The following is a 25410-nucleotide window of genomic DNA, read 5'->3' as shown; positions in this document are numbered from 1 at the left end:
AACCAAAAAAAACACGTAAGAACCCACCGCACGAGCCGACGGGATCATATAAAATCTGGAGCGGGTGAAGGGAATCGAACCCTCGTCGTAAGCTTGGAAGGCTTCTGCTCTACCATTGAGCTACACCCGCATATTTTTTATTGCGAGCTCTCGCGAGGGCGAGAGAATGGTGGAGGGGGCAGGATTCGAACCTGCGTAGACTAAGTCGGCGGATTTACAGTCCGCTGCATTTGACCGCTCTGCCACCCCTCCATCAGGGTCAAAACGTTGTCGGGGTTGCCCCCGGCTTCGTTCGGCGAGGGAGGGAATACGTTGCAGGGCCCTTCCTTGTCAACAGCAAAAAAAACACGAAATCGTATTTCCTTTCCTATATGTTCCCCGTGCTTTCGTTCCAAAGCGAAACAAACAGCATTCACACCCTTACCGTCCGGAGGTTTCCGCCATTATGTCGCGTCGCAACAATTCACGTTCTGCCAACCGTTCGACCGGGACGGGTCCGGGCGACAGCTTCCCGCAAGACGATGATAAACGCGATGGCAATTCGCGTCGCGGACGAAAACGCGGTCGTGACGGCGGCAATGCCGGTGGGGCTTCGCGCCTGATTCTATTTGGTCGTCACCCGGTTCTGAACGCGATTTACAATCCGCAACGCACGATTCACAAAATCTGGGCGTCCGAGGCCGTGCGTGATGAAATTGTCGCTGCCCTCGCCGATACCGAACGCACCGATGTCCAGCTGGACGCAGCCGGGCGCACCGATCTGGATGAAATGCTGCCACCGGGCACCGTCCATCAGGGCATGGCGATGCATTGCGCCCCCCTGCCCCAGATTTCGGTCGAAGAACTGATTGCCGACACAAGGGACGAGGAACAATGCACGGTCCTGATCCTTGATCAGGTCACCGACCCGCACAATGTCGGCGCGATTCTCCGCAGTGCGGCGGCCTTTGGCGCGGCTGCCGTCATCGTGCCGGACCGTCACGCCCCGCCCGAAACCGGTGTTCTGGCAAAATCGGCCAGCGGCGCGCTTGAAACCGTGCCCTATATTCACGCGGGCAACCTCAGCCAGACCATCGAGAAACTTAAAGGTGCGAATTTCTGGCTGGCCGGTATGGATGGCTATGCCGAACAAACACTGGCCGAAGCCAAGCTCAAGGGCCGGGTCGGCATCATCATGGGCTCCGAGGGCGAAGGCCTGCGCCGTCTGACGCGTGAAAATTGCGATTTCCTCGTCAAACTACCGATGTCGGACCGCATCGAAAGCCTCAATGTGTCCAACGCGGCAGCAGTTGCCCTGTACGAGCTGTATCGTCGCTAGGAACAAGGCCCAAAGCCGGGATTCCCGGCAGCCAGGGCACCGCCAGAAGCAGGGAAAATATGCCGCAAAATTTGATGCTATTTTCCCTGCATCAAAGGCTTGCAATCGCGCGCATCCCGGACTATGTTTCGCGCCGCCCACGCCGGCATAGCTTTAACTGGTAGAGCAGCGGATTTGTAATTCGAAGGTTGGGAGTTCGAGTCTCTCTGCCGGCACCATTAAAAAGAAAACCCCGCATCGCCTTTTGGCTGCGGGGTTTTCTTTTGGCTGCTTAAATTTCGTAATCATTTAAAAGAAATCAGGATTAGGCCGTTTGAATTTGCTCAGATTCAATGTGACGGCCTTTTTAATCACTCCAAGATCATTAGCCCAAGTTAGAAAAATCCTCGCATTTCTACGTGCTCCAATTATTTCGACCATACTTGGCCTGTAGTAACGATTGTTATGAAGGAAGCTCGAGTTCGCGCCATTTGTATCGATTAAAAAATCAAATTCAGCTCCAGCCATAATTACCTTAAGGCCAGATGTGAGAGCTAATTTTTCAGAAATGAATGGACTAAACTTTAGAGATGGGAGGATCGCGTTCCCAGCCTGCCCGATATACAAGCCTAAAGGTTGAGGCAATCCACGGCCCATCAAAGAAGTGGAAATAGTAGAGTCTGAAATACTGTACTTTCCCTTCAAAATCTGACCATGAGCCTGAGAAACTTTAGCGTGGTATAAACCAGCTATGGTCTTTACTCCCCACAATTCAAAAGCATCTCCATTAAGAAGAAAGTTTTTTGCCTTTCTGGAAAGTGATTTTTCTGAGGCATGCTTCATAGCGTCATCTATGGCTTCAAAAAAACGCCCTGCTTCAGCGTCCAATTTTGATAGAGCGTTGTTGTGCCTTTGACAGAGAATTTTTGAAGTTAGTTTTTTTGCAGGTAACTCAATGGGATTTGGATCCCAAGGAATTCCGGTAACTCTTAGCCTCTCAAATTGTTTAAGCAAGCTATGAGAAATATAGTGTTCCTTTGATATTTCTTTACTGCAGTTGGCACTAACCCCCAAATAACAGCGAGGGTTTCTATATCCAGTGCATTCTCCTGTCGGTTTCAAATTTGGCCGTCGAGCCTTAAAACCAAAGTTCTTATCGAAACAACAGTTTCCAAAAGAATTATTACTACCACACGGACAGCAATCTTCTAGGTTCCAAGGAATTTTGAAGTTCCGATGCGCCACTAAATATCCCCTAAAACCCTTAAAGGTACAAATTAGCACCTTAGATAAACGTAACAATAAATGCCCCTGCTTTAGCAAATATCGCCTTTTCCAATTTGCGAAAGATCAATCAATTCGCAATCAACCGCCCACCCAGTAAAACAAATGCCGTCCCCATCACGCCCTGAATGGCGCGATAGACCCGTATCGCGGGATTTGCGCGATAGTGCCAGTTTTTCGGTAAAACCGGAACGGGAATCCTGTGTGCGCTCTCCCAGCCCCGCCATGCGCGCAATCAGAGATGATGAAGGCAATAAAGTATGATATAGTCATACTATCAAGACTTGGAGAATGATCATGGGCGAGAACAATGCGATAGAACGAATGACTGTCACTGTGACGCGGGAAATGGCCCATACCATGCGTTCCGCCCTGAACGAAGGTGCCTATGCGTCAAGCAGCGAGATCATCCGTGAAGCCCTTCGTGACTGGCAGCATAAGCGCAAGCTCCGCGCAACCGAGCTTGAAACCTTGCGGGCAGATATCGCCGTTGCCGACAGGGACATTGCAGAAGGACGGGTTGACACATTCGACGTCAACAGAATCGCAGAACGGGGGCAGAAGATATTACAAAGCCGCTCCCGCTCCTGATCACCGCCACGGCCCAGAATGATCTTGCTGAAATCTGGGCCTTTATCGCCACGGATAATCCCGATGCGGCGACACGACTGCTCCATGAAATCAGGGAACGGTTTGATCCTCTTTGTCTGAATCCCGAACTTGGCCCGAAACGCGATTACCTGTCACCGGGCCTTCGTGTTCATCACCACAGAAATTATGCGATCTACTACCGCGTGATACCGTCGGGGCTTGCTATCATGCGTGTTTTGCACACCGCCCGCGACGCGACCGTTCAGCTTGGCGACGACTGATATCAAACAACTGGCCGGGTCCGACGGCCTGCAACACGCCCGGTTCCCGTCAGAAAATCGGGAACTAAAGCCCTTTGCGTTTCTCGACCAGAAACCCCTCGGCCATCAGGCTGAAGGCATCAACCGCCTTGGGCAAGGCTGATTTCGGATCATCACTGTCCGCAACCCATAACGCCGCATTCAGGGCAGCACCGCACAGCAGCCGGGCGGCGGCATCGGTATCGACGGGCTTCATAACCCCGTCGGCAATCAGCCTTTCGACCGCTTCTTTGGTGGCCTCAAGGCAGGCATTCTGGCTGGGCCAATGTGACGGATCGCCAAGAATGGCTGGCCCGTCAAGCAGAACGATTCTCCTCACCTCGGGATCAAGCGCCATCGCGATATAGGCCGCCCCCTCCGCGAGAAGCTGTTGCCACCCGTCCCCGGCGCTGGCACTGGCCGCCCGCGCACGTGCGGCCATTTCGCCATCGACCTGCGCGACAACGGCCGCAAGCAGCCCCTTTTTATCGCCGAAATTGTGATAAAGCGCGCCCCGCGTCAGGCCAACCGATGCGGTCAATTCATCCATCGACGCCGCGGCAAAGCCTTGCGTTCCAAACGCCTTTCGCCCCGCCGAAACAAGCTTTTCGCGGTTTTCTTCCATCGTTTCCTGGCGACGCCGTGCGGCCATTGCGATCCTCCTTGGTAAATTACCCGACACATATCACTCCACATACGCTACGTATATAAAACTTGACATACGCAATGTATCTGAGTTTTATATACGTATCGTATGTGAAACTGCACACCCGGATACAAGGATAAATCCACATGGCACAGCGTAACGCCGTTTTCCCGGCCAACCGGCATGCCCTTTATGCCGAACATGGCTATTCCGCCGCGATCAAATCGGGCGATCTTCTGTTCGTTTCCGGTCAGGTCGGCAGCCACTCTGACGGTTCGCCCGAACCGGATTTCGAGGCACAGGTGCGTCTGGCATTCGCCAATCTTGAAGCAACGCTCAAGGCTGGTGGAGCCACGCTTGACGATATCGTCGATGTCACGACCTTCCACACCGATCCCGAAAACCAGTTTGAAACGATCATGAAGGTAAAGGGTGACGTTTTCCCCGAAGCCCCCTATCCGAACTGGACCGCAATCGGGGTCAACTGGCTGGCCGGGTTTGACTTCGAAATCAAGGTTATCGCCCGCATTCCGGGCTAAAACACCAAACGGCGCGCGAGAATCCCCTCGCGCGCCGTTTGACCGACAATCAGATGAACGCTTGCCCTACCCGCGTTTCGAGGTCGCGTAGCGTTCCGATTCCTCGTAATAGGCATCAAACCCGATGCGATTGCGCAACTGGCCCCAATCCATCAGCATATCGGTGCGCGGCTTGCCCGCTTTCATCAATTGCAGGGTTTCAACCATCGCCTTCATGGCGGCCGCCATAAGCGATAACGGATAAGCCGCAATCTGATAGCCGATATCACTCAGTTCATCGGGAGTCAGATCGGGGGTTTCCCCGCCCTCGACGATATTGGCCATTTTCGGCCCCGGCAGGGCCGCACAAAGTTCACGCATTTCCGCGACGGTTTTCGGGGCTTCGACAAACAGGATATCCGCACCCAGTTCGGCAAATTTCGCGGCCCGATCAATCGCCTCGCTCAAACCATGCTGATGCCGGGCATCGGTACGCGCAAGGATCAGGATATCCGCCCCGGCCTCGCGGGCATCGACGGCGGCCTTGATACGATCAAATGCCTCGTCCCGGCCAACAACTTCCTTGCCCTTGGTATGACCGCAACGCTTCGGCGCAAGCTGATCCTCGATCATCACCGCGGCACAGCCGGCCTTGGCAAAGCCCGCCACGGTGCGTTTCACATTCATCGCGTTTCCATAACCGGTATCGCCATCACCGATCACCGGGATCGAAACCGCATCAGTGATGTTGCGCGCCTGATCAAGCACTTCGCCATAAGACATCAGGCCAAGATCAGGTTCGCCAATCCGCGATGCCGCGGCCGAAAAGCCCGACATGAAAGTCAGGCCAAAGCCTTCCTGTTCGATCAGCTTGGCCGACAGCGCATCAAAGCAGCACGGCATGGTAATCAGATCACCCGTTGCCAGAAGCGCACGGAGTTTATCGGCAGGAGAGATTTGTTTGGTCATAAGCGTCACATTTTAAAGGGTATATAAAGGGCAAGATCATGCCAGACATACAGAATGGCCGCGGTCAGGAACATCAGAAGCAGGAACGGCAACACACCGCGCGCCACCTCGCCCAATCGCGTTTTCGCCACCGACTGAATGACATAAAGGTTGAGCCCCACCGGCGGCGTGATCAGCGCGCATTCAACCATGATCACCATATAGACCCCGAACCAGATCGGATCAAAGCCAAGCGCCAGGGCCGCTGGCAACAGAACCGGCGTCATGATCAGCACCATTGATAATGCTTCAAACACCAGCCCCATGATCAGCAACACGACCGTCACCACGATGATAAAGCCAAATTCGGTATCGATCCCCTGGCTGATCATCATCGAGATATCCTGCGGGATGCGATACAGCGTGATCGCCTTGCCAAACACCTTGGCCCCGGCAATGATCAGAATGATCGCAACCGTGGTCGCCATGGTATCGAAAATCGCAAGCTTCAACGCCTTCCAGGTCAGAACCCGCATCCCCGCCGTAATCAGAAGGGCAGCGGCAAAGCCAATCGCCGCGGCCTCCGTCGGGGTAAAGGCCCCGGAATAGATCCCCGATATGATCAGCACCGCCAGAAGAACCGCAGGCAGGGCCTTTAACGTGGCGCGCTTGCGCTCCTCCCAGCCGCGTTTGGGTTCACGTTCCTGCCCGCCGAAACGGGCATAGATCATCGAATAGACGATAAACAGCAACAGCAACGCAATGCCCGGCCCGACCCCGGCAAGGAAAAGCGAAATCACCGATTCTTCGGTCACGAAACCATAAATGATCATCGGGATCGATGGCGGGATCAGGATGCCAAGCGTGCCGCCCGCCGCCATCAGGCCATAGACGAAACGCTTGTTATAGCCGCGCTGGACCATTTCCGGGATGGCCACCGTGCCAATCGTGGCCGCGGTTGCCACCGATGATCCCGAAATCGCGGCAAACACACCACACGACAGGATCGTCGCCACCGCAAGCCCGCCCGGCCAATGACCGACCCACGCACTGACCGCGGCAAACAGGTCATTACCGACCCCGGCACGCAGCAGGATATTGGACATCAGCAAAAACAGCGGCACCGACAGCAGGATAAAACCATCCAGTGTCGACAGGATCGCCTGCGGTGCCATCAGCGGCGAAAACCCGCCAAGGATCAGCATGGCAAGGCCAAGCCCGCCCAGCGCAAAGGCCACCGGCACACGAATAAGCAGCAAGGCGAACATTGCCGCAAGTGTCAGGATAATCGTCATTCGTGCGCCCCTTCCGGAATATCCTTGCCGCGGATCACGCCGACAATTTCAATGACGGCCTGAACAGCCAGAAGCGCAAAACCGATCACGACCGGGATTTCGGCAACCCATGCCGGAAGGTCAAGCATCGTGCCGCTGGTGCGGCCCCGCTCGAAACTTTCAAAAAAGATTTCCCAGCCCTTGACCGTCACCATCACGGAAAACACCAGAACCACCGCCATCGCGATGATTTCAAGCAGACGGCGCATCGAAGGTTTGCAAAGGCGGGTCACCGCGTCGACGGAAATATGCCGCCGTGCCGCCAATGCCCATGGCATGCCAAGCAACGATCCCCAGATCAGGCAAAGCTGCGAAAGCTCTGCCGCCCAGATGGTGGGGCGGATAAAGAAATACCGGGCCACGACCTCATAGGTCAGCATCACACCCGCTGCGACAAACAGCAGGGCCGCGATCCAGGCCAGCAAAAGCATCAAACGATCAAACATTATGAAATCTTGGCCGTGCCGGGAATATGCGCCCCGGTCACGACCGCCTCCTGAAAAGAGAGACAGATGAATAGATGAAAAGACATCACCGCAACGGCTTGGTTGCCCAAAATGCGGTGACGTCTTCCTTATTGGCAGTTCAGTCTGCAATCACCGGGCAAGGCTTAAAGCTTGCTGGCCGCATCAAAAACCTGCTTGCCCAGATCGCCGGTATGGTTGAGGAATTCATCGTAAACCGGTTTGGCTACTTCACGCCATGCCGCCATTTCCTCGTCGGTCGGGGTATAGACGGTCATGCCGTTGGCTTTGGCTTCGGCATAGGCCTCGGCTTCGATCGATGACATGCGATCACGGACGTCTTTTTCCGCGTTCATTGCTGCGGTCGAAATGATGTCACGCTGCGCATCCGAAAGGCCGTTCCAGAAATCGGTATTGATCACCACGATGAATTCAACATCGGCATCGTTGGTGACGGTCACCGTATCCATGACTTCCCAAAGCTGGCGGGATTTGACGCCCGACATGCCGGTCATGCCGACATCAACCGTGCCACGCTGATAGGCGATATACTGCTCGGACCCGGAAACAAGGGTCGGCGCACCACCGGCTGCTGAAATGAAATCGCCCTGGGTTTTGGAAAAGACGCGGACTTTCTGGCCTTTAAGACCTTCCGGGCCTTTGATCGGGCCACCATTCGACAGCATGATCGATCCGCCATAAGCCTGCCACCACAGAACGGTCGCACCGGTATCGGCAATCGCCTCGTCCAGCGGACCACGCACCGGCGATCCCTTGGCAACGGCGGCACGGACTTTCTCTTCGGAATCAAGCAGGAACGGCTGATAGAACACGTCAACCGCCGGAACATCCCCGACATAACGGGTCAGCGACGCCACACCCATTTCAATCGCCCCGGAACCGACGGCGGCGGGAACTTCCTTGTCCTTGTAAAGCTGCGCACTGTCATAAATCTCGACCGCGATATCGCCGTTCGATTTTTCCTCGACCTCGTTCTTGAACATCAAAAGGTTCTGGCCAAGGTGGCTTTTCATCGGCAGTTGCAGCGAAATCCGCAGGGTCAGATCGGCCGCAACGGCATTATGGGTCATGCCGGTAAAACCAACGGCAGCCATCAGGGCCGCCGCAAGGGCAAATTTCTTCATGACGAACGTCCTCCGGGTTTTTTTATTTTATACAAAAGCTTTCAGGCGCAAAGATGCGCTCAACCCGGTTTGGCATTCAAGATGTTTTGGTCATACCACTGTCACACGCATTAACCCTTAGTGCACCGCACAGCAGCATGAATGTCCTTTATTTCAGGGAAAAATCGACCATTCAGGCCATGTCATGCTGCGCCGCAAAACATGAATAATCGGGCTGATTATTCACTTTTTCTACGCAATCTGGCATGCCAGCAAAACGGTTTTGAATACAGAATACGGGAATCGTCCACCAGCGTATTACACAGCAAGCCGCTTATACATCACGGTGGTTGCACTCAGTTTTTCGGAAAACGGATCGCGGGCATAGGCCGGGATCACGCCCGCCGTTTCAAAACCGAGCGAGGCATAAAGCGGCTCGGCACTGTCGCCTGTTCTCGTATCAAGTGTAAGCAGATGACGTGCTTTCGCAAACGCCCGTTTTTCCAGTGCCTCCATCAGTTTCCGCGCAATGCCCAGACGACGATAGTGCGGATGGACCATCAGTTTGCAGACCTCGCCACGATGGACCTGATTGGGCATGGTCGCGCAATCAAGCTGCACGGTTCCGACCACCTTGTTGTCCGCCAATGCGACAAACAGATCACGCTTCCCGCCCCGCATTGCAGGCAGGACCATATCGCGCCAGAATGCCACCGCATCCTCGGTGTCAAACGGGTCGATAAACCCGATGCTGGCCCCGTCATGTACGCAGGCATGCAGCATCTCGCCAAACGCCTCAAGGTGGCTTTCAAGCTGATCGGCGTCAAAGCTTGCAATGGTGATCTGATCGCTCATTTTTGGGGCCTCATACGATAAAAAGGTGGTAGCGCGCGCTGGTTTCCGCAGGTGCTTCAAAGCTGCTGGGCCCCGAAAGCCGGTATCGCAGGCAATCCCCGACATCAAGCTCATGGGTCTTGCCCTCCACCGTGACACGCAGTTGCCCGGCCAGCATCACCAGATGATGTTCAAGCCCGTCGCGTGGCGATCCCCCATACTCGATCCGTGTGCCGGGATCGAGTTCGCATTCGAGGACCTCTGCCATCAAATCCCGCGATGGCGGCGAAACCGACCGCCGGAAAAAGCCGGTTTCGGGGTCGACCCAGATCCGCTGCAAACCGCGATGCACGAGCGGAACAAACCCGTCCTCGACCATCTGCATCAGGCGTGACATCGGCAGGCCATAGGCGGCACAAAGCTTGCCCAGAACATGCGCCGTCGGGCTGACCTCGCCATTCTCAAGCCGCGACAGGCTGGCCCGACTGACATCGCACCGCGCCGCCAGCTCCTCAAGCGACCAACCCCGCTCCGCCCGCAACGCAGCAAGCCGCTCCGCAATCTTCCGATCCATCATATTACTCATTCAAAATTTCATATCAGGGAATTAATCCCATATACGGGAAATCGTCAACGAGAATCATCGTCGTTATTGAATGAGGCAGCGAATGAAGGGACGAAGAAAGAAGCAGCTCTGAGAGGATCGGTTTGCAATGCCAAGCCGCCTCTGCATTGCGCTTCGAGCACAGAAACACATACAGAAGCACATAGGGACGGGGGCACAAGGCGCGTTTGTTAGCCTTGGGCGAGATCAAACCCGTCGCGTGTCCAGCTTTGCAAACCGCCCTTCAGGTTCATCACCTTGCAATCAAGATGCGGCAGAACGGCGTTGGCAGCCCCGAAAGATCGCTGTCCGACGGCACAAATGAACACGAAATCCGTCTCTGTATCGTCGGCAAGGTCGACAAGTGCCGGAATATCGAAAGTCGAGGTCGGCATATTGATCGCCCCGCTGATATGACCGGACCTGAATTCGTCGGGTTCGCGGACGTCAATCAGGGTCACGTTACCCTGTGCGATCAGGTGATCAAGTTCACCACTTTCGACGAAATTCACGCTACCATCGGTCATTCGATACTTCCCTTCGGGGCGGGTTTGGCGCACAGTAGAAAGACAGAACTGATATAATTTTGCTGTTTGACTGTGCAATTGCAAAATGGGTACGGCGGATGAATTCGCCGTCAGAGTGCCGGTTTCCCGGCATCCGGCCCGGTCACTTCGACGTGATCGTTTCGCAAGCGTTTTTACCAACAATATTCGTAGCTTGACCATTGCGGAATGATACCGGAAGCCCCACGTCAAAGAGACAGGGTCACAGGAGCGGACCTTATCCGGGTGCATTCACCGGCTACGCCCGCCCCTAGGAAAAAGTGACTTTGGGTCGCCGCAAAGCGGGACTTTGACTATTACCATTGCCGGTTGCAAATATTGCAAGCCATTCTAAAAAGTCATCAAACCCATTTTCTTTGCCATCATCTGGCAGACCTTTAAACGAACCTTAAATAAAGTTCATTAGTTTATTTACTCACCGACCGATTGAACGATTCGTTTATTTCGGACGTAGACAGAATGAACGGCGGCTACTTTCAATGCCACCGCAGTGCAGCAAACCCGCTGCCGTCTTGCAACAGGATCGGGCAATCCGGCCATCATGCCGGTTAAGCCCCAAGATCAAAAGAACACAGGAAACGACATCTGACAGAAGTGCGATAACGTTGGAAAGGAGACCGCGCCATGGCTGAAGACAAGGACATCTTCGAGCTGTATGCGGAAGGCTATGACGGAAAACGCGAAACCGAACTAACCATCCGGGACTATCTTAATCTATGTCGCGATGATCCATCAGCCTACGCATCCGCAGCCGAGCGGATGATCAAGGCAATCGGCGAACCCGAAATGATCGACACCTCGACCGATTCCCGTCTCGGCCGAATTTTCCTGAACCGCACCATCAAACGATATCCCGCCTTTGAAGATTTCTTTGGCATGGAAGAAACCATCGAACGCATCGTTGGCTTCTTCAAATATGCCGCCCAGGGACTGGAAGAACGCAAACAGGTTCTTTATCTGCTGGGCCCGGTTGGCGGCGGTAAAAGCTCGCTTGCCGAACGGTTAAAGGAACTGATGGAGGTCGAGCCGATCTACGTGCTCAAAGCCGGCGATCAGATCAGCCCGGTTTTCGAAAGCCCGCTTGGCCTGTTTAATCCGGCCAAAATGGGCGATGCCATCGAAGACAAATACGGCATCCCCAAACGCCGCCTGACCGGGCTGATGTCGCCATGGGCGGTGAAACGGCTTGATGAATTCAACGGCGATCTTTCCAAATTCTCGGTCGTAAAACTGATCCCGTCGCGCCTGCGCCAGATTGCGATTGCCAAAACCGAACCGGGCGATGAAAACAATCAGGACATTTCGTCACTGGTCGGCAAGGTCGATATCCGCAAACTTGAATATTACAGCCAGAACGACCCGGACGCGTATAGCTATTCCGGCGGGCTTAACCGCGCCAATCAGGGACTTCTTGAATTTGTCGAGATGTTCAAGGCCCCGATCAAGATGCTGCATCCGTTGCTGACGGCAACGCAGGAAAGCAACTATATCGGCACCGAAAACCTTGGTGCGATCCCGTTCCAGGGCCTTATTCTGGCGCATTCGAACGAGGCCGAATGGCAAACCTTCAAGGCCAACAAGAATAACGAGGCCTTTATCGACCGTATCAGCGTGATCAAGGTTCCCTATTGCCTGCGGGTGACAGAAGAAACCCTGATTTACGACAAACTATTGCAGGGATCCGAACTGGAACAGGGGTCCTGCGCGCCCGGTACGCTTAAAATGCTGGCACAGTTTTCGGTTCTGTCGCGCCTTGAAGAACACGAAAATTCAAACCTGTATTCCAAGATGCGCGTCTATGACGGCGAAACATTGAAGGATGTCGACCCCAAAGCAAAATCGATGCAGGAATATCGCGATACCGCCAGTGTCGACGAAGGCATGGACGGCATTTCAACCCGTTTCGCCTTCAAGGTGCTTTCGGAAACCTTCAACCATGACACCCACGAGGTCGCGGCCGACCCGGTACATCTGATGTATGTGCTCGAACAGGCGATCCGGCGTGAACAATACCCCGAAGAACGCGAAAAGGATTACATGGATTTCATCAAATCCGAACTGGCCCCGCGTTATGCGGAGTTCATCGGGGCGGAAATCCAGAAGGCCTATCTCGAAAGCTATTCCGATTACGGCCAGAACCTGTTTGACCGTTATGTTGCCTATGCCGATGCCTGGATCGAGGATCAGGACTTCAAGGACCCCGATACCGGTCAGTTGCTGGATCGCAAGATCATCGATCAGGAACTGTCCAAGATCGAAAAACCCGCGGGCATCGCCAATCCGAAGGATTTCCGCAACGAGGTCGTCAAGTTTGCCCTACGCGCACGCGCCAATAACAAGGGCAAGAACCCGGCATGGACGTCCTATGAAAAACTGCGCGAAGTCATCGAAAAACGCATGTTCAGCCAGGTCGAAGACCTGCTGCCGGTGATTTCATTCGGATCGAAAAAAGACAGCGACACCGAGAAGAAACACAACGAGTTCGTCAAACGCATGATTGATCGAAGCTATACCGAACGTCAGACACGCCGTCTGGTCGAATGGTACATGCGTGTCAATAAGGCCGGTTAAGCCCAAGCTGCGGCTTTGCCGACCCGCACCGGGCGGTTTGTCCCCTTGTCCGCCCGGTGCACCGAGCTCCCGGTCGACGGTTTTCCAACGATCCGTCGGCCGGGGTTCTCGAAACGATACGTGCGCAAGCAAGGATGTAACTGCCCATGCTTTATATCGTCGACCGCCGCAAGAACCCGAAAGGCAAAAGTCTTGGCAACCGGCAGCGCTTTATGCGGCGCGCAAAGGCACAGATCAAAAAGGCGGTAGAAGACACCATTCGCACGCGTGGCATCACCGATATCAATAGCGGCGATTCCATCACCATTCCGGGCAAGACCCTGCATGAACCGGGTTTTCATCACGCACGCCGCGGCGGGGATCGCAATTATGTGCTGCCCGGCAATAAAAAGTTTGTCCCCGGCGACCGGATTGCCCGTCCGCAAGGTGGCGATGGCGGTGCAGGCGGATCACAGGCCAGCCCCGATGGCGACGGTGAAGACGAATTTCAGTTCACCCTGTCGCGTGACGAGTTCCTTGATATCTTTTTCGAAGATCTGGAACTGCCCGACCTTTTGAAAAAAAGCCTGAAACAGACCACCGCCTTTCGCACGGCGCGCGCGGGTTTTTCATCGGACGGAACCCCCGCCAACCTTAGCCTTGTGCGCACCATGCGCAATTCTCTGGCGCGCCGGATTGGCCTGCGCCGCCCGAAAACCGCCGAAATCCGCGACCTTGAAGAAAAAATCGCCGCCCTTCAGGCCAAGGCCGAAAAACGCCCGTCCAGCAAACTGACCAAGCCCGATGAGGATACCCTTCACGGGCTTCTGGCCGATCTTGAAGAAGCCAAGCGCCGCATGAAGGCGATCCCGTTCATTGATCCCATCGACACGCGATACAACCAGTTTCAGCAAATCCCCGATCCGAACACCCAGGCCGTCATGTTCTGTCTGATGGATGTGTCGGGATCGATGTCCGAACAGATGAAGGAACTGGCGAAACGGTTCTTCATGCTGCTGCATCTGTTTTTGCATCGCCGCTACGAACATGTCGATGTGGTGTTCATCCGCCATACATCGCGCGCCGCCGAAGTGGACGAGGAAACGTTTTTCTATTCACGCGAAACCGGCGGCACCATCGTTTCGACCGCGCTGGAAGAAATGAAACGGGTGATGAAGGATCGTTACCCGACCGATCAATGGAACATCTATGCCGCCCAGGCATCGGACGGCGATAATTATTCCAACGACGGGGCAAAATGCACGGCCTTGCTGGCCGAGGACCTTTTGCCGAAATGCCAGTACTACGCCTATATCGAAATCACCGACGAGCGCGAGGCCGAGATTTTTTCCTCCGCCGAAGGCGAAACCGCGCTTTGGAAGGCCTATGCCCCGGTTGCCCGCGCCAATGCGCGATTTGCCCTTAAACGGGTGACCAAGGCCGCCGATATCTTCCCGGTCTTCCGGGAACTGTTTGCCAAAAATCGCGCCGAAAAACTAAGCGGGGTCAAAGGATGACCAAAAAGACCGAACCAGCCACCGCCCCCGAACTTCTGTTTTCCGGTGCCGACTGGGATTTCAACACCCTTAAGGCCACCTATGACGCGATCGAGGATATCGCGATCAACGACTTGAAACTGGATGTCTATCCCAATCAGGTCGAGGTGATCACGTCCGAGCAGATGCTGGACGCCTATTCATCCATCGGCATGCCGTTGATGTATCATCACTGGTCGTTCGGCAAACGGTTCGTGCGTGACGATGTGATGTATCGCAAGGGATATCAGGGCCTGGCATACGAGATCGTGATCAATTCCAACCCCTGCATTTCCTATGTCATGGAAGAAAACACCATCGTCATGCAGGCATTGGTGATCGCCCATGCGGCCTTTGGCCATAACCATTTTTTCAAGAACAATTACCTGTTCAAGCAATGGACCGATGCGGAAGGCATTCTCGATTATCTGCAATTTGCCAAACGCTATATCGCCAAATGCGAGGACCGGTTTGGCTTTGATGCGGTCGAACGGGTTCTTGATGCAGCACATGCCCTGATGGAACAGGGGGTAAACCGGTATTCCCACCCGGAAAAGCCCAATCTGGCGGCAGAACTGGAACGTGAACGCGAACGCGCCAAATACGAGGACGAGACCTATAACGATCTGTGGCGGACCTTGCCGCAGGCCGAAAAGGACGACGAAGACCTTGATGAAATGCGTCGCAAGATGCGGGTCGAGGAACGCCGGGCCCAGTTCGGATTACCCGAAGAAAACCTGCTGTATTTCCTGGAGAAAAACGCCCCGACCCTGCAAGCCTGGGAGCGCGAGATTTTGCGGATCGTGCGCAATATCGGGCAATATTTCTATCCGCAGAAACAGACCAAAATGATGAATGAAGGCTGTGCGTGTTATGTCCATTACGCGATCATGAACAGCCTCTATGACAAGGGCCTGATTTCCGAAGGTGCGATGATGGAATTCATCGATTACCATTCGCGCGTGGTGTTTCAGGCGGAATATGACGATCCGCGTTATTCCGGGTTCAACCCCTATGCGCTTGGCTTTGCCATGATGCAGGACATTCACCGCATCTGTGTCGACCCGACCGAGGAAGACCGCAAATGGTTCCCCGATATTGCGGGCAATAACGCGCCGGTCGAAACGCTAAAAGAAGCGTGGGCGCATTACCGCGATGAAAGTTTCATCCTGCAATTCCTGTCGCCCAAACTGATGCGCGACATGCGGATGTTCCTGATCGACGATCTAAGCTCCAGCCCGCATCTGGAAGTCGCCGCCATCCACGACGATAACGGATACCGCAAGGTGCGCCGCGCCTTGGCACGCATGCATGACATTTCGGTACGCGAACCCGACATGCAGGTGGTTGATGTCGACCTGCGCGGCAACCGCCAGCTTTACATCCAGCACACCGAACATGACGGCATCCGGCTTGAAAAATCCGAAGCGGAAATGACACTGGGCTATATCGGGCAGTTATGGGGATATGGCGTGACCTTGCAGGCGGTTGACAATGAAACCGGTGAAATCCTGCATGAAATGAACTTCACGCCAGAGGACTTGATGGGGACCTGAACTCCTCCGCGAACGATGTTAACAATGCAAACAGCCCCCGGCTGAATTCAACGGGGGCTGCTTTTTTTAATCTCGGTTAGCTCAGTGTGTCATCGCCCTATGGCAGGACAGTCCGCTGGATTTTGCTATCAAGCGATTCATAGCCGAAATAGTTGATCACATCATAGAGCTCTGCACGGGTCTGCATCTGATCAATGGTACCCTCGGCAGTGCCGGTTGCAGCCAGCTCATCATAGAATTTTTCCATGGCACGTGCTGCGATACGAAGCCCCGAAACCGGCCAGATTGCCATTGCATATCCCATGGCATCAAATTCCGCTGCCGAGGTTTGCTTGGTGCGACCGAACTCGGTCATATTGGCCAACAACGGCACATCAATTGCCGCGGAAAACGCACGAAACTGTTCTTCGTCATGCAGGGCCTCGGGGAAGATCGCATCTGCACCGGCTTCGACATAGAGCTTGGCGCGGGCGATTGCCGCATCAATACCCTCGCTCGCGGCGGCATCGGTACGGGCAACAATGCGCAAATCACGGCGCGCACGGGATGCGGCGGCGATTTTCTCGGCCATGTGATCGGGTGTCACCAGTTGCTTGCCATTGAGATGACCGCATTTTTTCGGCAGAACCTGATCTTCAAGCTGAACAGCGGCAACCCCAACATCTTCAAGCTGACGCACCAGACGCATGGTATTAAGCGCCTCGCCAAAGCCGGTATCACCGTCAACCAGCAACGGCAAACGGGTAACACGAACAATCGCCTGCGCTCGGGTTACAAGTTCTTCCATGGTCACAAGACCAAGATCAGGCAAGCCCATCGATGCGGTCAAAGCCGCACCAGAAAGATACAGGGCATTGAACCCCGCTTTGCGGGCCAGAAGCCCGGCCATCGGGTCATGCGCACCTGCAATAGACAAGAACTGGTTGGTTTCCCAGTATTTTGCCATTTCCGCGCCAAGCCCCGTCGGCAAGGGCTGTTCGAGCCAGACGCTTGCGCTGCTATTTTCTTCTCGTGTCATGATAACTCCGTCTTCAATAAATTCTTTTTCAAACTTCAATAGCTGAGGGAACACAGACAACGCCTTCCATCAGGCGGCGCTGTGTGCGGTAAAGAAAAGCGCGTTCAACTTCGGGAATTGCACTTGATGCATCGGATTGCGCATCAAGTGCGGTGCCAACGGTCACCACACCGCTGGGTGTTCCGATTGGCAAACGCGCGACATCGCAATCACTTGCTGCAATAAGATCGGCAATGATGCTGCCCGGAACGGCAGCACCGCAGGCCACCGCAAGCGCCCCGGTAATTGGCACAGCCTTGTGGGGCTGCCCGGCCGAGATCATGCGAATGGTCAGGGCATGGCGCCCCGCATCAACAGGCTGTTGCGACAGGTCAAGATAGCTCTGAGCCGGGGCAACAATCGCCACCTTGGGAATCGCAATGATTTCACCGGCCTGTTCACGACTGGATGTAATTCCCATCGCTATAGATCCCGCACAGCGGATTTCTTCAAGAAGCGCCATGGTTTTGGGGTCGTTTTCAAGATCATGATCCATGATCGCGGCACCAATGCCGAGTGCCTCGGGCAGAACAAAAACTGCGGGCACGCCAGCGTCAATCAGTGATGCCGACACAACACTGCCGTCAGAAAGTTCAAGATCCGTTTGAGCTGCACCTGATGGCAAAAGCCCCCTTCCCTGCGTCCCCGCGGGCCGGAAAAAATCCAGTCGTACCGGCGCACCACCACCGGCAACGCCGGGGATCGACATATCGCCGCTGACCGCGGCTTCGCCGTCTTCGACCATAAAGGTACTGTGGATGATCTTGCTGGTATTTGTATTGAAAATCCGGACCGTGCATTCCCCGTCATCGGGCATCGCAATCAAACCGGAATCAATAGCAAACGGCCCGACGGCCGAACTCATATTGCCGCAATTGCCGCTGAAATCGACAGTCTCGCCGGTCACAGACACCTGGGCAAAGGTGTAATCGATATCGGCATCGTTACGATCAGACGGCCCGATTACGCAGATCTTGCTCAGCGACGAAATGCCACCGCCCATACCGTCAAGCTGCCGCCCGTTGGGATCGGGACTGCCCAGCATCGCACGGAAAAGTACCGGCCATTTTGCCCGATCCTTGGGAAGATCATCGGTTTTAAGCATCAGGGCACGGGAAGTACCGCCCCGCATGAAGACGGCAGGAATTCGGATTTGTTTCATTTCTCTGTATCCCCGGCTTCAAGCTGACCACTCAGGGCGTTCCAGCTGGCCTCGATATGTCGACGCATCAGAAGTGCAGCAAGCTCGTCATCCCCGTTGATGATCGCATCGGCGATGTTTTCATGTTCGCGCAATGCCACCCGTCCGCGACCATCAACGTTGCGATGCTGGAGACGCAGCAGCGCAAGCTGTGGATAAAGCTCGTCGGCCAGCAAATTACGCAACAGCGGGTTCTGCGCCATTTCGGCGATCACGATGTGGAAATCAGCATCCTTGCCGTTCTGCAAATAGGCCCCGGCCGGATGTGCCGCGATGCTCTCGGCATGCTGACCAAGCAATTGCACAAGGCCGCTTGCCCGTTCCTGCCCTGCCCGACGCGCCGCCCACCGGGCAGCATCGGATTCCAGTGCCGCACGCAATTCGTAAAGCGCCCGGGCATCTTCACGGGAAAACACCCGGACCCGCGCACCAATATTGGGCAGGAAGGAAATCAGCCCCGCTGCTGCAAGCTTCCGCAGCGCATCACGTACCGGCCCGCGACTGACAGCAAAGCGTTCCGCAAGGGCAACTTCACCTAGTCGCTCCCCCGGGCGGATTCGCCCCGTCAGGATATCCTCGCGGAGTTCCGCCTCAAGCGCGGACCAGGCTGAACCATGCTCAATCGACGACATTGTTAACAATACTTTCCGTTTTCAAATTTACAGAACACAAGCGTCTTGCCGTTCTTGCCGCCCCTTATACTCAAAAATCCCCAGATCATATAGATTTTTTTTATCTTGACTTACCACGCCAGAATTGTGCCAATTGGACGCGATTTTAAACATTGTTAACAACAAGGAATGCGCAACGAACGCGTTCCATCCCAAACAAGGAGGAAGAAATGCGCCACAAGATTTTGACAATGGCGTCAGCTGCGCTGCTTGCTGTTGGTGCGCTTGCGACCACTGCCACCCCGGCACAGGCAGAATGGCCAGATCAGCAAATCACCTTTGTTGTTGCTCTCGGACCGGGCGGCTCAGCTGACCGCACAGCCCGCGCCGTTGCCCAGCGCCTTCAGGAAGAACTTGATGTACCGATCCGCGTCATCAACCAGAAAGGCGGCGGCGGCCATGTTGGGCACACCTATTTCCTGAACATGCCTGATGATGGCACCTTTTTCCTGGCAACCTCGATCCACCCCTATATCAGCAACGCAATCCTGCAAGCTGACGCGGATTACAGCCTGGATAACTTTGCCTTCGTCAACGGCCAGTGGACCGACGTTGACCTGTTCGCGCTGAATGCCGAACTGCCCTATACATCGCTTGATGAATTCATGGCCGCGATCAAAGAAAACCCGGGCAAAATGCGCATTTCTGTCGTTCCGGGTTCAACGGGCTACATCAACACTCTTCAGCTTCTCGAAGCTTATGACCTTAGCGCTGATGATGTGAATATTGTCACCTACGAATCGGGTAGTGCGGCCCGTACCGCAGCAGCCGGCGGTCAGGTCGACATGACCGTTCTGGGTGCGGATGGCAGTGTTTCTATTGCCGAATATATTCGCCCGCTTGCGATTGCTGCCAACAAGCGTGTTGCCACCTGGGATGCACCGACCCTGAACGAAATTCTTGCCAAACATGGCAAAGAAGTCGCCCCGCTGGTCGGCTCCATGCGTGGCATCGCCGCCCACGCCACCTTCAAGGAAAAGTATCCGGAACGTTTTGAACGCTTCACGAACGCCTATGAAGCCGTTCTGAAAGACCCGGCATTCGTTGCAGACCTTGAAAAACAGGGCATCGGCGCAGAATGGCTTGGTCCAGAAGAAACCACCAAGATCATCAAGTCAAACTTTGAAGTCCTGGAACGCTTCAAGGACATCTCGAAGTAATCACGCCCCGGAGTGCGCAGCATCCTGCGCACTCCCTTTTCCCGTCCGCCCAGGAGCCCCGACATGCCCGGTCGCCTGTCAAACCTGTCCCTGTCTCATTTGGCATTCCTGTTAATGGTCGCCGTTACTGCGGTGTATCTGAACTGGAGTGCCATTTCCGCTTCGACAAAACTTTATAACCTAATTGTCGTTGTTCCAGTCGGCATCACCCTGATTGCCCTTATCGCCGGGGTCATCATCAAAGCCCTGCGCACCGATACCGAAGTGCTGCAACAAGACCCAGCCGAACAAAGTGCCAAACTGCACACCACCCTTGTTGACCTTTTGCTGCTCGGCCTTTTTGCAGCGCTTTGTTTTGGCCTGACCACCGTCGGTTTTGACATCGCGACATTCCTGTTTGTCTGGGTTGGCATTGTGATTGGTGGTGAACGCCGCTGGTGGCTGCCACCTCTTTACGCTGCCCTGTTCACGCTGTTCCTTGTCGAAGGCTTCGGGTCGCTCTTCCCGTTCCCCATGCCGCTACTGGTTTTGTAACATGATCGACAGTTTTGCATTCTCGCAGGCCTTTTCGTTGCTTTTCAGCGATTTTGGCCCCTGGCTTTATGTCATTCCTGGCCTGATCATCGGTCTGGTTTTCGGCGCTGTACCTGGCTTGCAGATTTCCATGGCCATGGCGGTATTCCTGCCGGTCACCTGGTCGATGGATTTCCTTCAGGCGATGCTGTTCCTGACGTCGATCTTTACCGGCGGGGCCTATGGCGGCGGCGTTACTGCCATCCTCATGAACATTCCCGGATCCTCATCATCAGTGGCGACCGCCTTTGACGGGCATCCCATGGCACATCAGGGCAAACATAACGAAGCACTTGGCATTGGCCTTGGAGCATCGGTTTTTGGTGCCTTTTTTGGCTATACCCTTTTGCTGTTGCTGATCCAGCCGCTTGCCTTTGTCGTGTTGAAACTTGGTCCCCTTGAAATGGTGATGGTGGTGATCTGGGGCCTGACCCTGATTGCGACCCTTCATGGTGGTGCGGTTTCCAACGGATTGATTGCCGGCCTTTTCGGCCTGATCCTGAGCCAGATCGGCATGTCGACCACCGGCACCATGCGCACAACAATTGGCAATCCGTATCTGATAGACGGGATTTCGGTTGTCCCGGCCATGATCGGTATTTTTGCTGCATCGGAATTGCTGCGCCTGCGCGGCAGTGATTATCTCGTTGAATCAAGCGAGAACCGGCATATTTCGTTCCGCAAGCTGATCACCGGCTTTGTCATGGCCTTCAAACGTCCCGGCGCTCTGATCCGTGGCAGCATCATCGGTGCACTGATCGGTGCGGTTCCCGGTGTCGGGTCATCGGTTGCCAATCTGGTTGCCTATAGCGAAGTCAGACGCAGCTCCAAACATCCGGAACGCTTTGGCAAGGGTGAGCCGGACGGACTTGTTGCCGCTGAATCCGCCAATTCAAGTTCCGAGGGCGGTTCGATGACGGCCCTGCTTGCACTGGGCATCCCCGGTGGCGCTGCAACGGCCGTGTTGCTAGCTGCGTTTTCCTTCCACAATCTTGTCGGTGGCCCTGCCTTTATCCGTGATCAGCGCGATGTCGTTTATTCGATCATTGTTGGCAATATGGGCCAGGTGCTTCTTCTTGCGATTATCGGCCTTCTATCGTTACGCGTGCTTGGCATGATTGTCCGCGTTCCACTGAGCTATCTGGTACCTTCTGTCCTTGCCCTGTGCGCATGGGGCGGATTTGGTATCACCGGCACGATTGCCGGACCAGTCACTGTCATGGCTTTTGCCGGTATTGGCTGGTTGATGCGTCGCCACAACTATCCCGTCGCTGCCACCGTTATTGGCTTGTTGCTGGGACGCATGACCGAAGGCGAGATCGTCCGTACCCTGCAAATCTCGGGCGGGAATCCGTTGTCCTATCTTGCAGAACGCCCGATTGCCATCGGCCTTGCTATCCTGATGATCGGAGCAGTCGCCCTTCCACCGATCATGCGTGCCCGGGCGAAGCGCCGGAAACAGCGCCTTGCCAGCATGTCTGGCGATCAATAACCACTACCTCGGCAGGCTACCCCAAAGATGCCGCCGAGACACGAAGCCGCCCGTTGCAATGTGCCGGGCGGCTTCGTCGCATCCGGAACCCCCATTGCACCATCCTGCCCCCTTCGCGCCGTAGAGCAAACACCCAGCCGTCGACGGCGACAGAATCGCGCAAAATGTCGGTCAATCCATTGTCCGACATCACGGAAACCCTTCCATATAAACGACCATGGCGTATTCAAGAACAAAGCAACGCACGCGTTAATATTTGCCGAATTCCAAAATATTCAAATATATGAAATTAAGAACCAAAATCAGCTGCGACAATCAAATGAGAATGGTTATTAAATTCAACATTCGACCAACTATTTGATCCCGCTTGTAACAAGCTGCAAGGACTTATCACAAAATGGCTTCGCGCCTGCTCGCACGTATGACACATGCCTTGCCCTTGACGGGATTGGCGAACCGGCGGAATGGATGTCGGTGATCTGGGATCGGTTCTTTATGACGACACGGTCACCACGCCGGGCCGGATGATCGTCACCACGCTGGACCCGATGTATCATCACGGCAGCCATTTCATGCCCGCGACCACACGATTTCTCGATGGCTTCCTGCCATGGCTAAAGGGCATGAAGCCATCCTCGACAAGACGCCCGCAACATTAACGATATATAATATTCAAAGGACGTCTCTTTAACATCGCAAAGCGCGCCCAATATACATCGTAGGCTGAGCCTCACGTGACCTTTATATGGGCGAATGTTTTGAAAATCCTGCGTTTTGCATTTTGGGTCGTTTGTGTTTGCCTTTTGCTCCAGGAAACCGCACAGGCCGATGCCAGAACCATCAAAATGGCCTTCCCAGAAGGTCTGAAGAAATTTTTTGCCTATGAATTCGGCGTCATCGAAATGGCGCTGGACTTGTCGGGCACTGATTACGTTATGGATATCGAGGAATTAAAAGGCGCGACACAGTCACGCATCAGCGAAATGCTGTTGGCCGGTGATATTGATGTGATGTTTGCCGGTTACAGTGCAGAGCGTGAAAGCAGATTTCGCCAGGTCAATATTCCCATCACGCGCGGCATTCTGGGGCACCGTGTTTTCATGGTCAAAAAGGACCGGGCCGAGGCGCTTCGGAATGTCGAAACCCTGGACGAATTGCGCCAGTTCTGCATCGGGGTGGGGTCCGACTGGCCCGATGCAGACATTATGGAAGATAACGGTTTCTGTGTTGAACGCGGCCCGCGCAACAACCTTTGGGAAATGCTGGAAAACAGTCGGTTTGATGCTTTAACCCGTGCCGTTCACGAAGCCTATCGGGAATTGCCCGCAATTCAGGCGCAATATCCGGATGTGGTTCTCAATGACACCGTCATGCTGGTTTATCCGTTCGACTTTTTCATCTATGTGAACAGGAAAAACAGCGCCCTATGGCAAACCATTACCGATGGCCTTCTTGAAGCGTATCGAACCGGTGCCTTCATGGAACATTTTCACAATGCCCCGGCGATTGCACACGCCCTTGATGCCCTGAGAACAGAACGGCGGCACGTTTTCAACATCGAAAATACCATCATGAGTGAGACGACAAAAAACATCGATGACCGTTTCTGGCTAAACGTTTCTGATTTGCATACTGATCGCGAGACCGGCAACCCGGATCTGAAATGTCCTCCCTGCCGGATGTAACATCCCGGCAAGATATTTTAACCGGCCCGAAAAGATGGAACCGCCTTCGATGCGGATTGCTTCTTGCCGGTTCAAATCGGATATGGCAGCCGCATCATTACCATTCCCCAACATTTGTTCTGCAATGAAATCGGCAAAAATGCGTCTTCAACTACGGATGCGGATTTTTCGTTACGAACACGAAACTCACTTATTTTGATCAATAGAAAACATCTATTAGGATCAAAAACACCCCCGCCGGATCAGGGATGTAATTATCGCTTGACGAAACGTTATGATATAACATAACAAACACATCCTCACCGATTACCCCATCCCTGTTACCAACCGGATTGATATCATGCCCCTCTCAAGCCTTCGCAGCACCCTGCTTGCCCTGCCGTTGCTTGCCCTGCCGTTTACGGCACAGGCGGCAGAAAATCCGTCGGTCGTTGTTTCGATCAAACCGATCCACGGTATTGCCAGTGCGATCATGGCAGGCGTTGGCAAACCGGCTCTGCTGATTGATGGCGCATCCTCGCCGCATGCCTATTCGCTACGCCCCAGCGAAGCCCGCTCGCTTCAGGAAGCCGATCTGGTGATCTATGTCTCCCACGGCCTTGAGGGCTTCCTGAAAAAGCCGCTGGCAACCCTGTCGGGCAGTGCCCATCAGCTTGAACTGGCTGATATTGATGGTCTGGCCGTCCGGGCAATGCGCGAAGGTGGCGCATGGGAATCGCATGACCATGATCACGAAGGTCACGATCACGCAGACCATGAAGACGAACATCATGATGAACATGGTCATGACGGTCATGACGAACACGGTCATGATGAACACGCCCATGCCGAAGAACACGATCACGATCATGATCATGATCACGCCCATGAGGGTGAAGAAGGTCACCATCATGACGAAGAAGGTGCCGACCCCCACATCTGGCTTGATCCGGCCAACGGGGCTGCCATCGCAACAGCAATTGCCACCGAACTTGGTGAAATCGACCCGGCCCATGCAGGCACCTATCAGGACAATCTGAAAAAGTTCCTTGCAAGCCTTGATGCACTTGGGAATGATCTGGACAGTCAACTGGAACCGGTCCGCAGCAAGCCGTTTGTCGTTTTCCATGATGCCTATCAGTATCTGGAAGCGGGATTTGGCCTGAATGCGGTTGGTTCGATTACTGTTTCACCGGAACAGAAGCCCGGAGCAAAGCGCCTGCATGAAATCGAAGACAAAATCCGGGACAGCAATGCTGTCTGTGTCTTTGCCGAACCGCAATTCCGCCCGGCGATTGTCGAAGCCGTGGTTGCCGATACCGGCGCGCATATCGGAACGCTTGATCCGCTGGGCGCGGATATTCCGGCAGGACCAGATGCCTATCAGAACATCCTGCGCCAGAATGCTGGCGCGTTGGCGGACTGCCTTTCGCAGTCCTAAG

The 25410-nt window shown here is 54.5% G+C and carries 24 protein-coding genes and 3 tRNA genes; 13 read left to right on the top strand and 14 right to left on the bottom strand.

From position 1 onward, the window contains the following. Positions 1–56: 56 nt before the first annotated feature. Positions 57–130, bottom strand: a tRNA-Gly gene (locus BC440_RS14915). Between the two features lie 37 nt (positions 131–167). Continuing rightward, positions 168–252, bottom strand: a tRNA-Tyr gene (locus BC440_RS14910). A gap of 193 nt (positions 253–445) precedes the next feature. Here BC440_RS14910 and rlmB point away from each other — a divergent pair. Next, positions 446–1318, top strand: coding sequence for a 23S rRNA (guanosine(2251)-2'-O)-methyltransferase RlmB (rlmB, locus tag BC440_RS14905; protein ID WP_071240401.1), 873 nt, complete (start codon positions 446–448; stop codon positions 1316–1318). 141 nt (positions 1319–1459) lie between these two features. Beyond that, positions 1460–1536, top strand: a tRNA-Thr gene (locus BC440_RS14900). Positions 1537–1606: 70 nt separating this feature from the next. Here the strand turns inward: BC440_RS14900 and BC440_RS14895 are convergent. After that, positions 1607–2542 carry a hypothetical protein gene (locus BC440_RS14895; protein ID WP_175484496.1) on the bottom strand — a complete coding sequence of 312 codons (936 nt, stop codon included), beginning with the start codon at positions 2540–2542 and terminating at the stop codon, positions 1607–1609. Between the two features lie 336 nt (positions 2543–2878). Here BC440_RS14895 and BC440_RS14885 point away from each other — a divergent pair, with 336 nt between their 5' ends. After that, the gene (locus tag BC440_RS14885) at positions 2879–3172 is read left to right on the top strand and encodes a CopG family transcriptional regulator (protein ID WP_071240544.1); all 294 of its coding nucleotides are present in this window, start codon (positions 2879–2881) and stop codon (positions 3170–3172) included. A 345-nt stretch (positions 3173–3517) separates the two neighbouring features. Here BC440_RS14885 and BC440_RS14880 read toward each other — a convergent pair whose 3' ends face one another. Beyond that, positions 3518–4123: a TetR/AcrR family transcriptional regulator gene (locus tag BC440_RS14880; RefSeq protein WP_071240398.1), complete on the bottom strand. Its 606-nt coding sequence runs from the start codon at positions 4121–4123 to the stop codon at positions 3518–3520. A gap of 140 nt (positions 4124–4263) precedes the next feature. Between BC440_RS14880 and BC440_RS14875 the strand changes: the two genes are divergently transcribed. Continuing rightward, positions 4264–4656: a RidA family protein gene (locus BC440_RS14875; protein ID WP_071240397.1), complete on the top strand. Its 393-nt coding sequence runs from the start codon at positions 4264–4266 to the stop codon at positions 4654–4656. Between the two features lie 66 nt (positions 4657–4722). Here BC440_RS14875 and BC440_RS14870 read toward each other — a convergent pair whose 3' ends face one another. The 7 genes from BC440_RS14870 to BC440_RS14840 form a co-directional block, all read right to left on the bottom strand. Next, complete coding sequence (locus BC440_RS14870) at positions 4723–5604, bottom strand: isocitrate lyase/PEP mutase family protein (protein ID WP_071240543.1); 882 nt, start codon at positions 5602–5604, stop codon at positions 4723–4725. 5 nt (positions 5605–5609) lie between these two features. Next, a complete protein-coding gene (locus BC440_RS14865; RefSeq protein ID WP_071240396.1) occupies positions 5610–6878 on the bottom strand; it encodes a TRAP transporter large permease in 1269 nt (422 codons plus the stop codon). Continuing rightward, complete coding sequence (locus tag BC440_RS14860) at positions 6875–7363, bottom strand: TRAP transporter small permease (protein WP_071240395.1); 489 nt, start codon at positions 7361–7363, stop codon at positions 6875–6877. The genes BC440_RS14865 and BC440_RS14860 overlap by 4 nt, the downstream gene beginning before the upstream one ends. A gap of 164 nt (positions 7364–7527) precedes the next feature. After that, the gene (gene dctP, locus BC440_RS14855; RefSeq protein WP_071240394.1) at positions 7528–8526 is read right to left on the bottom strand and encodes a TRAP transporter substrate-binding protein DctP; all 999 of its coding nucleotides are present in this window, start codon (positions 8524–8526) and stop codon (positions 7528–7530) included. A 297-nt stretch (positions 8527–8823) separates the two neighbouring features. Then, positions 8824–9360: a GNAT family N-acetyltransferase gene (locus BC440_RS14850; protein ID WP_071240393.1), complete on the bottom strand. Its 537-nt coding sequence runs from the start codon at positions 9358–9360 to the stop codon at positions 8824–8826. Between the two features lie 10 nt (positions 9361–9370). Next, entirely contained in the window at positions 9371–9925 is a 555-nt protein-coding gene (locus BC440_RS14845; RefSeq protein ID WP_063096178.1) for an XRE family transcriptional regulator, read from the bottom strand. Between the two features lie 209 nt (positions 9926–10134). Continuing rightward, positions 10135–10470: a rhodanese-like domain-containing protein gene (locus BC440_RS14840; protein ID WP_007092240.1), complete on the bottom strand. Its 336-nt coding sequence runs from the start codon at positions 10468–10470 to the stop codon at positions 10135–10137. 663 nt (positions 10471–11133) lie between these two features. Between BC440_RS14840 and BC440_RS14835 the strand changes: the two genes are divergently transcribed. The 3 genes from BC440_RS14835 (at position 11134) to BC440_RS14825 (ending at position 16150) form a co-directional block, all read left to right on the top strand. Then, a complete protein-coding gene (locus BC440_RS14835; RefSeq protein ID WP_007092241.1) occupies positions 11134–13080 on the top strand; it encodes a PrkA family serine protein kinase in 1947 nt (648 codons plus the stop codon). Between the two features lie 146 nt (positions 13081–13226). Beyond that, positions 13227–14576, top strand: coding sequence for a YeaH/YhbH family protein (locus tag BC440_RS14830; protein WP_063096180.1), 1350 nt, complete (start codon positions 13227–13229; stop codon positions 14574–14576). Next, positions 14573–16150 carry a SpoVR family protein gene (locus tag BC440_RS14825; protein ID WP_071240392.1) on the top strand — a complete coding sequence of 526 codons (1578 nt, stop codon included), beginning with the start codon at positions 14573–14575 and terminating at the stop codon, positions 16148–16150. Before BC440_RS14830 ends, BC440_RS14825 begins: the two co-directional genes overlap by 4 nt. A 97-nt stretch (positions 16151–16247) precedes the next feature. On the opposite strand, the gene prpB is transcribed toward BC440_RS14825, so the two are convergent. The 3 genes from prpB to BC440_RS14810 are packed head-to-tail and all read right to left on the bottom strand — an operon-like array spanning position 16248 to position 19040. Continuing rightward, positions 16248–17168 carry a methylisocitrate lyase gene (gene prpB / locus BC440_RS14820; protein ID WP_071240542.1) on the bottom strand — a complete coding sequence of 307 codons (921 nt, stop codon included), beginning with the start codon at positions 17166–17168 and terminating at the stop codon, positions 16248–16250. A 28-nt stretch (positions 17169–17196) separates the two neighbouring features. Next, positions 17197–18369 (bottom strand): PrpF domain-containing protein, encoded by a 1173-nt coding sequence (locus tag BC440_RS14815; protein ID WP_071240391.1) that lies wholly within the window; start codon positions 18367–18369, stop codon positions 17197–17199. Further along, positions 18366–19040: a GntR family transcriptional regulator gene (locus BC440_RS14810; RefSeq protein WP_071240390.1), complete on the bottom strand. Its 675-nt coding sequence runs from the start codon at positions 19038–19040 to the stop codon at positions 18366–18368. Before BC440_RS14810 ends, BC440_RS14815 begins: the two co-directional genes overlap by 4 nt. A gap of 209 nt (positions 19041–19249) precedes the next feature. Between BC440_RS14810 and BC440_RS14805 the strand changes: the two genes are divergently transcribed. The 6 genes from BC440_RS14805 (at position 19250) to BC440_RS14780 (ending at position 25409) form a co-directional block, all read left to right on the top strand. Further along, a complete protein-coding gene (locus BC440_RS14805; protein ID WP_083379382.1) occupies positions 19250–20239 on the top strand; it encodes a tripartite tricarboxylate transporter substrate binding protein in 990 nt (329 codons plus the stop codon). 63 nt (positions 20240–20302) lie between these two features. Next, positions 20303–20773, top strand: a complete 471-nt coding sequence (locus BC440_RS14800) for a tripartite tricarboxylate transporter TctB family protein (protein ID WP_071240389.1) — start codon at positions 20303–20305, stop codon at positions 20771–20773. 1 nt (position 20774) lies between these two features. Next, positions 20775–22304: a tripartite tricarboxylate transporter permease gene (locus BC440_RS14795; protein ID WP_071240388.1), complete on the top strand. Its 1530-nt coding sequence runs from the start codon at positions 20775–20777 to the stop codon at positions 22302–22304. Between the two features lie 464 nt (positions 22305–22768). After that, complete coding sequence (locus BC440_RS14790) at positions 22769–22963, top strand: hypothetical protein (protein WP_071240387.1); 195 nt, start codon at positions 22769–22771, stop codon at positions 22961–22963. 144 nt (positions 22964–23107) lie between these two features. After that, entirely contained in the window at positions 23108–23989 is an 882-nt protein-coding gene (locus BC440_RS14785; protein WP_247643580.1) for a hypothetical protein, read from the top strand. Positions 23990–24329: 340 nt separating this feature from the next. Continuing rightward, the gene (locus BC440_RS14780) at positions 24330–25409 is read left to right on the top strand and encodes a zinc ABC transporter substrate-binding protein (protein WP_071240386.1); all 1080 of its coding nucleotides are present in this window, start codon (positions 24330–24332) and stop codon (positions 25407–25409) included. Position 25410: the final 1 nt, after the last annotated feature.

The organism is Thalassospira sp. MIT1004 (genome assembly GCF_001858545.1).
Taxonomy (GTDB): Bacteria; Pseudomonadota; Alphaproteobacteria; order Rhodospirillales; family Thalassospiraceae; genus Thalassospira; species Thalassospira xiamenensis.
Note: the sequence above shows the minus strand (reverse complement) of the source record. Positions and strands in the feature narration are given on the sequence as shown.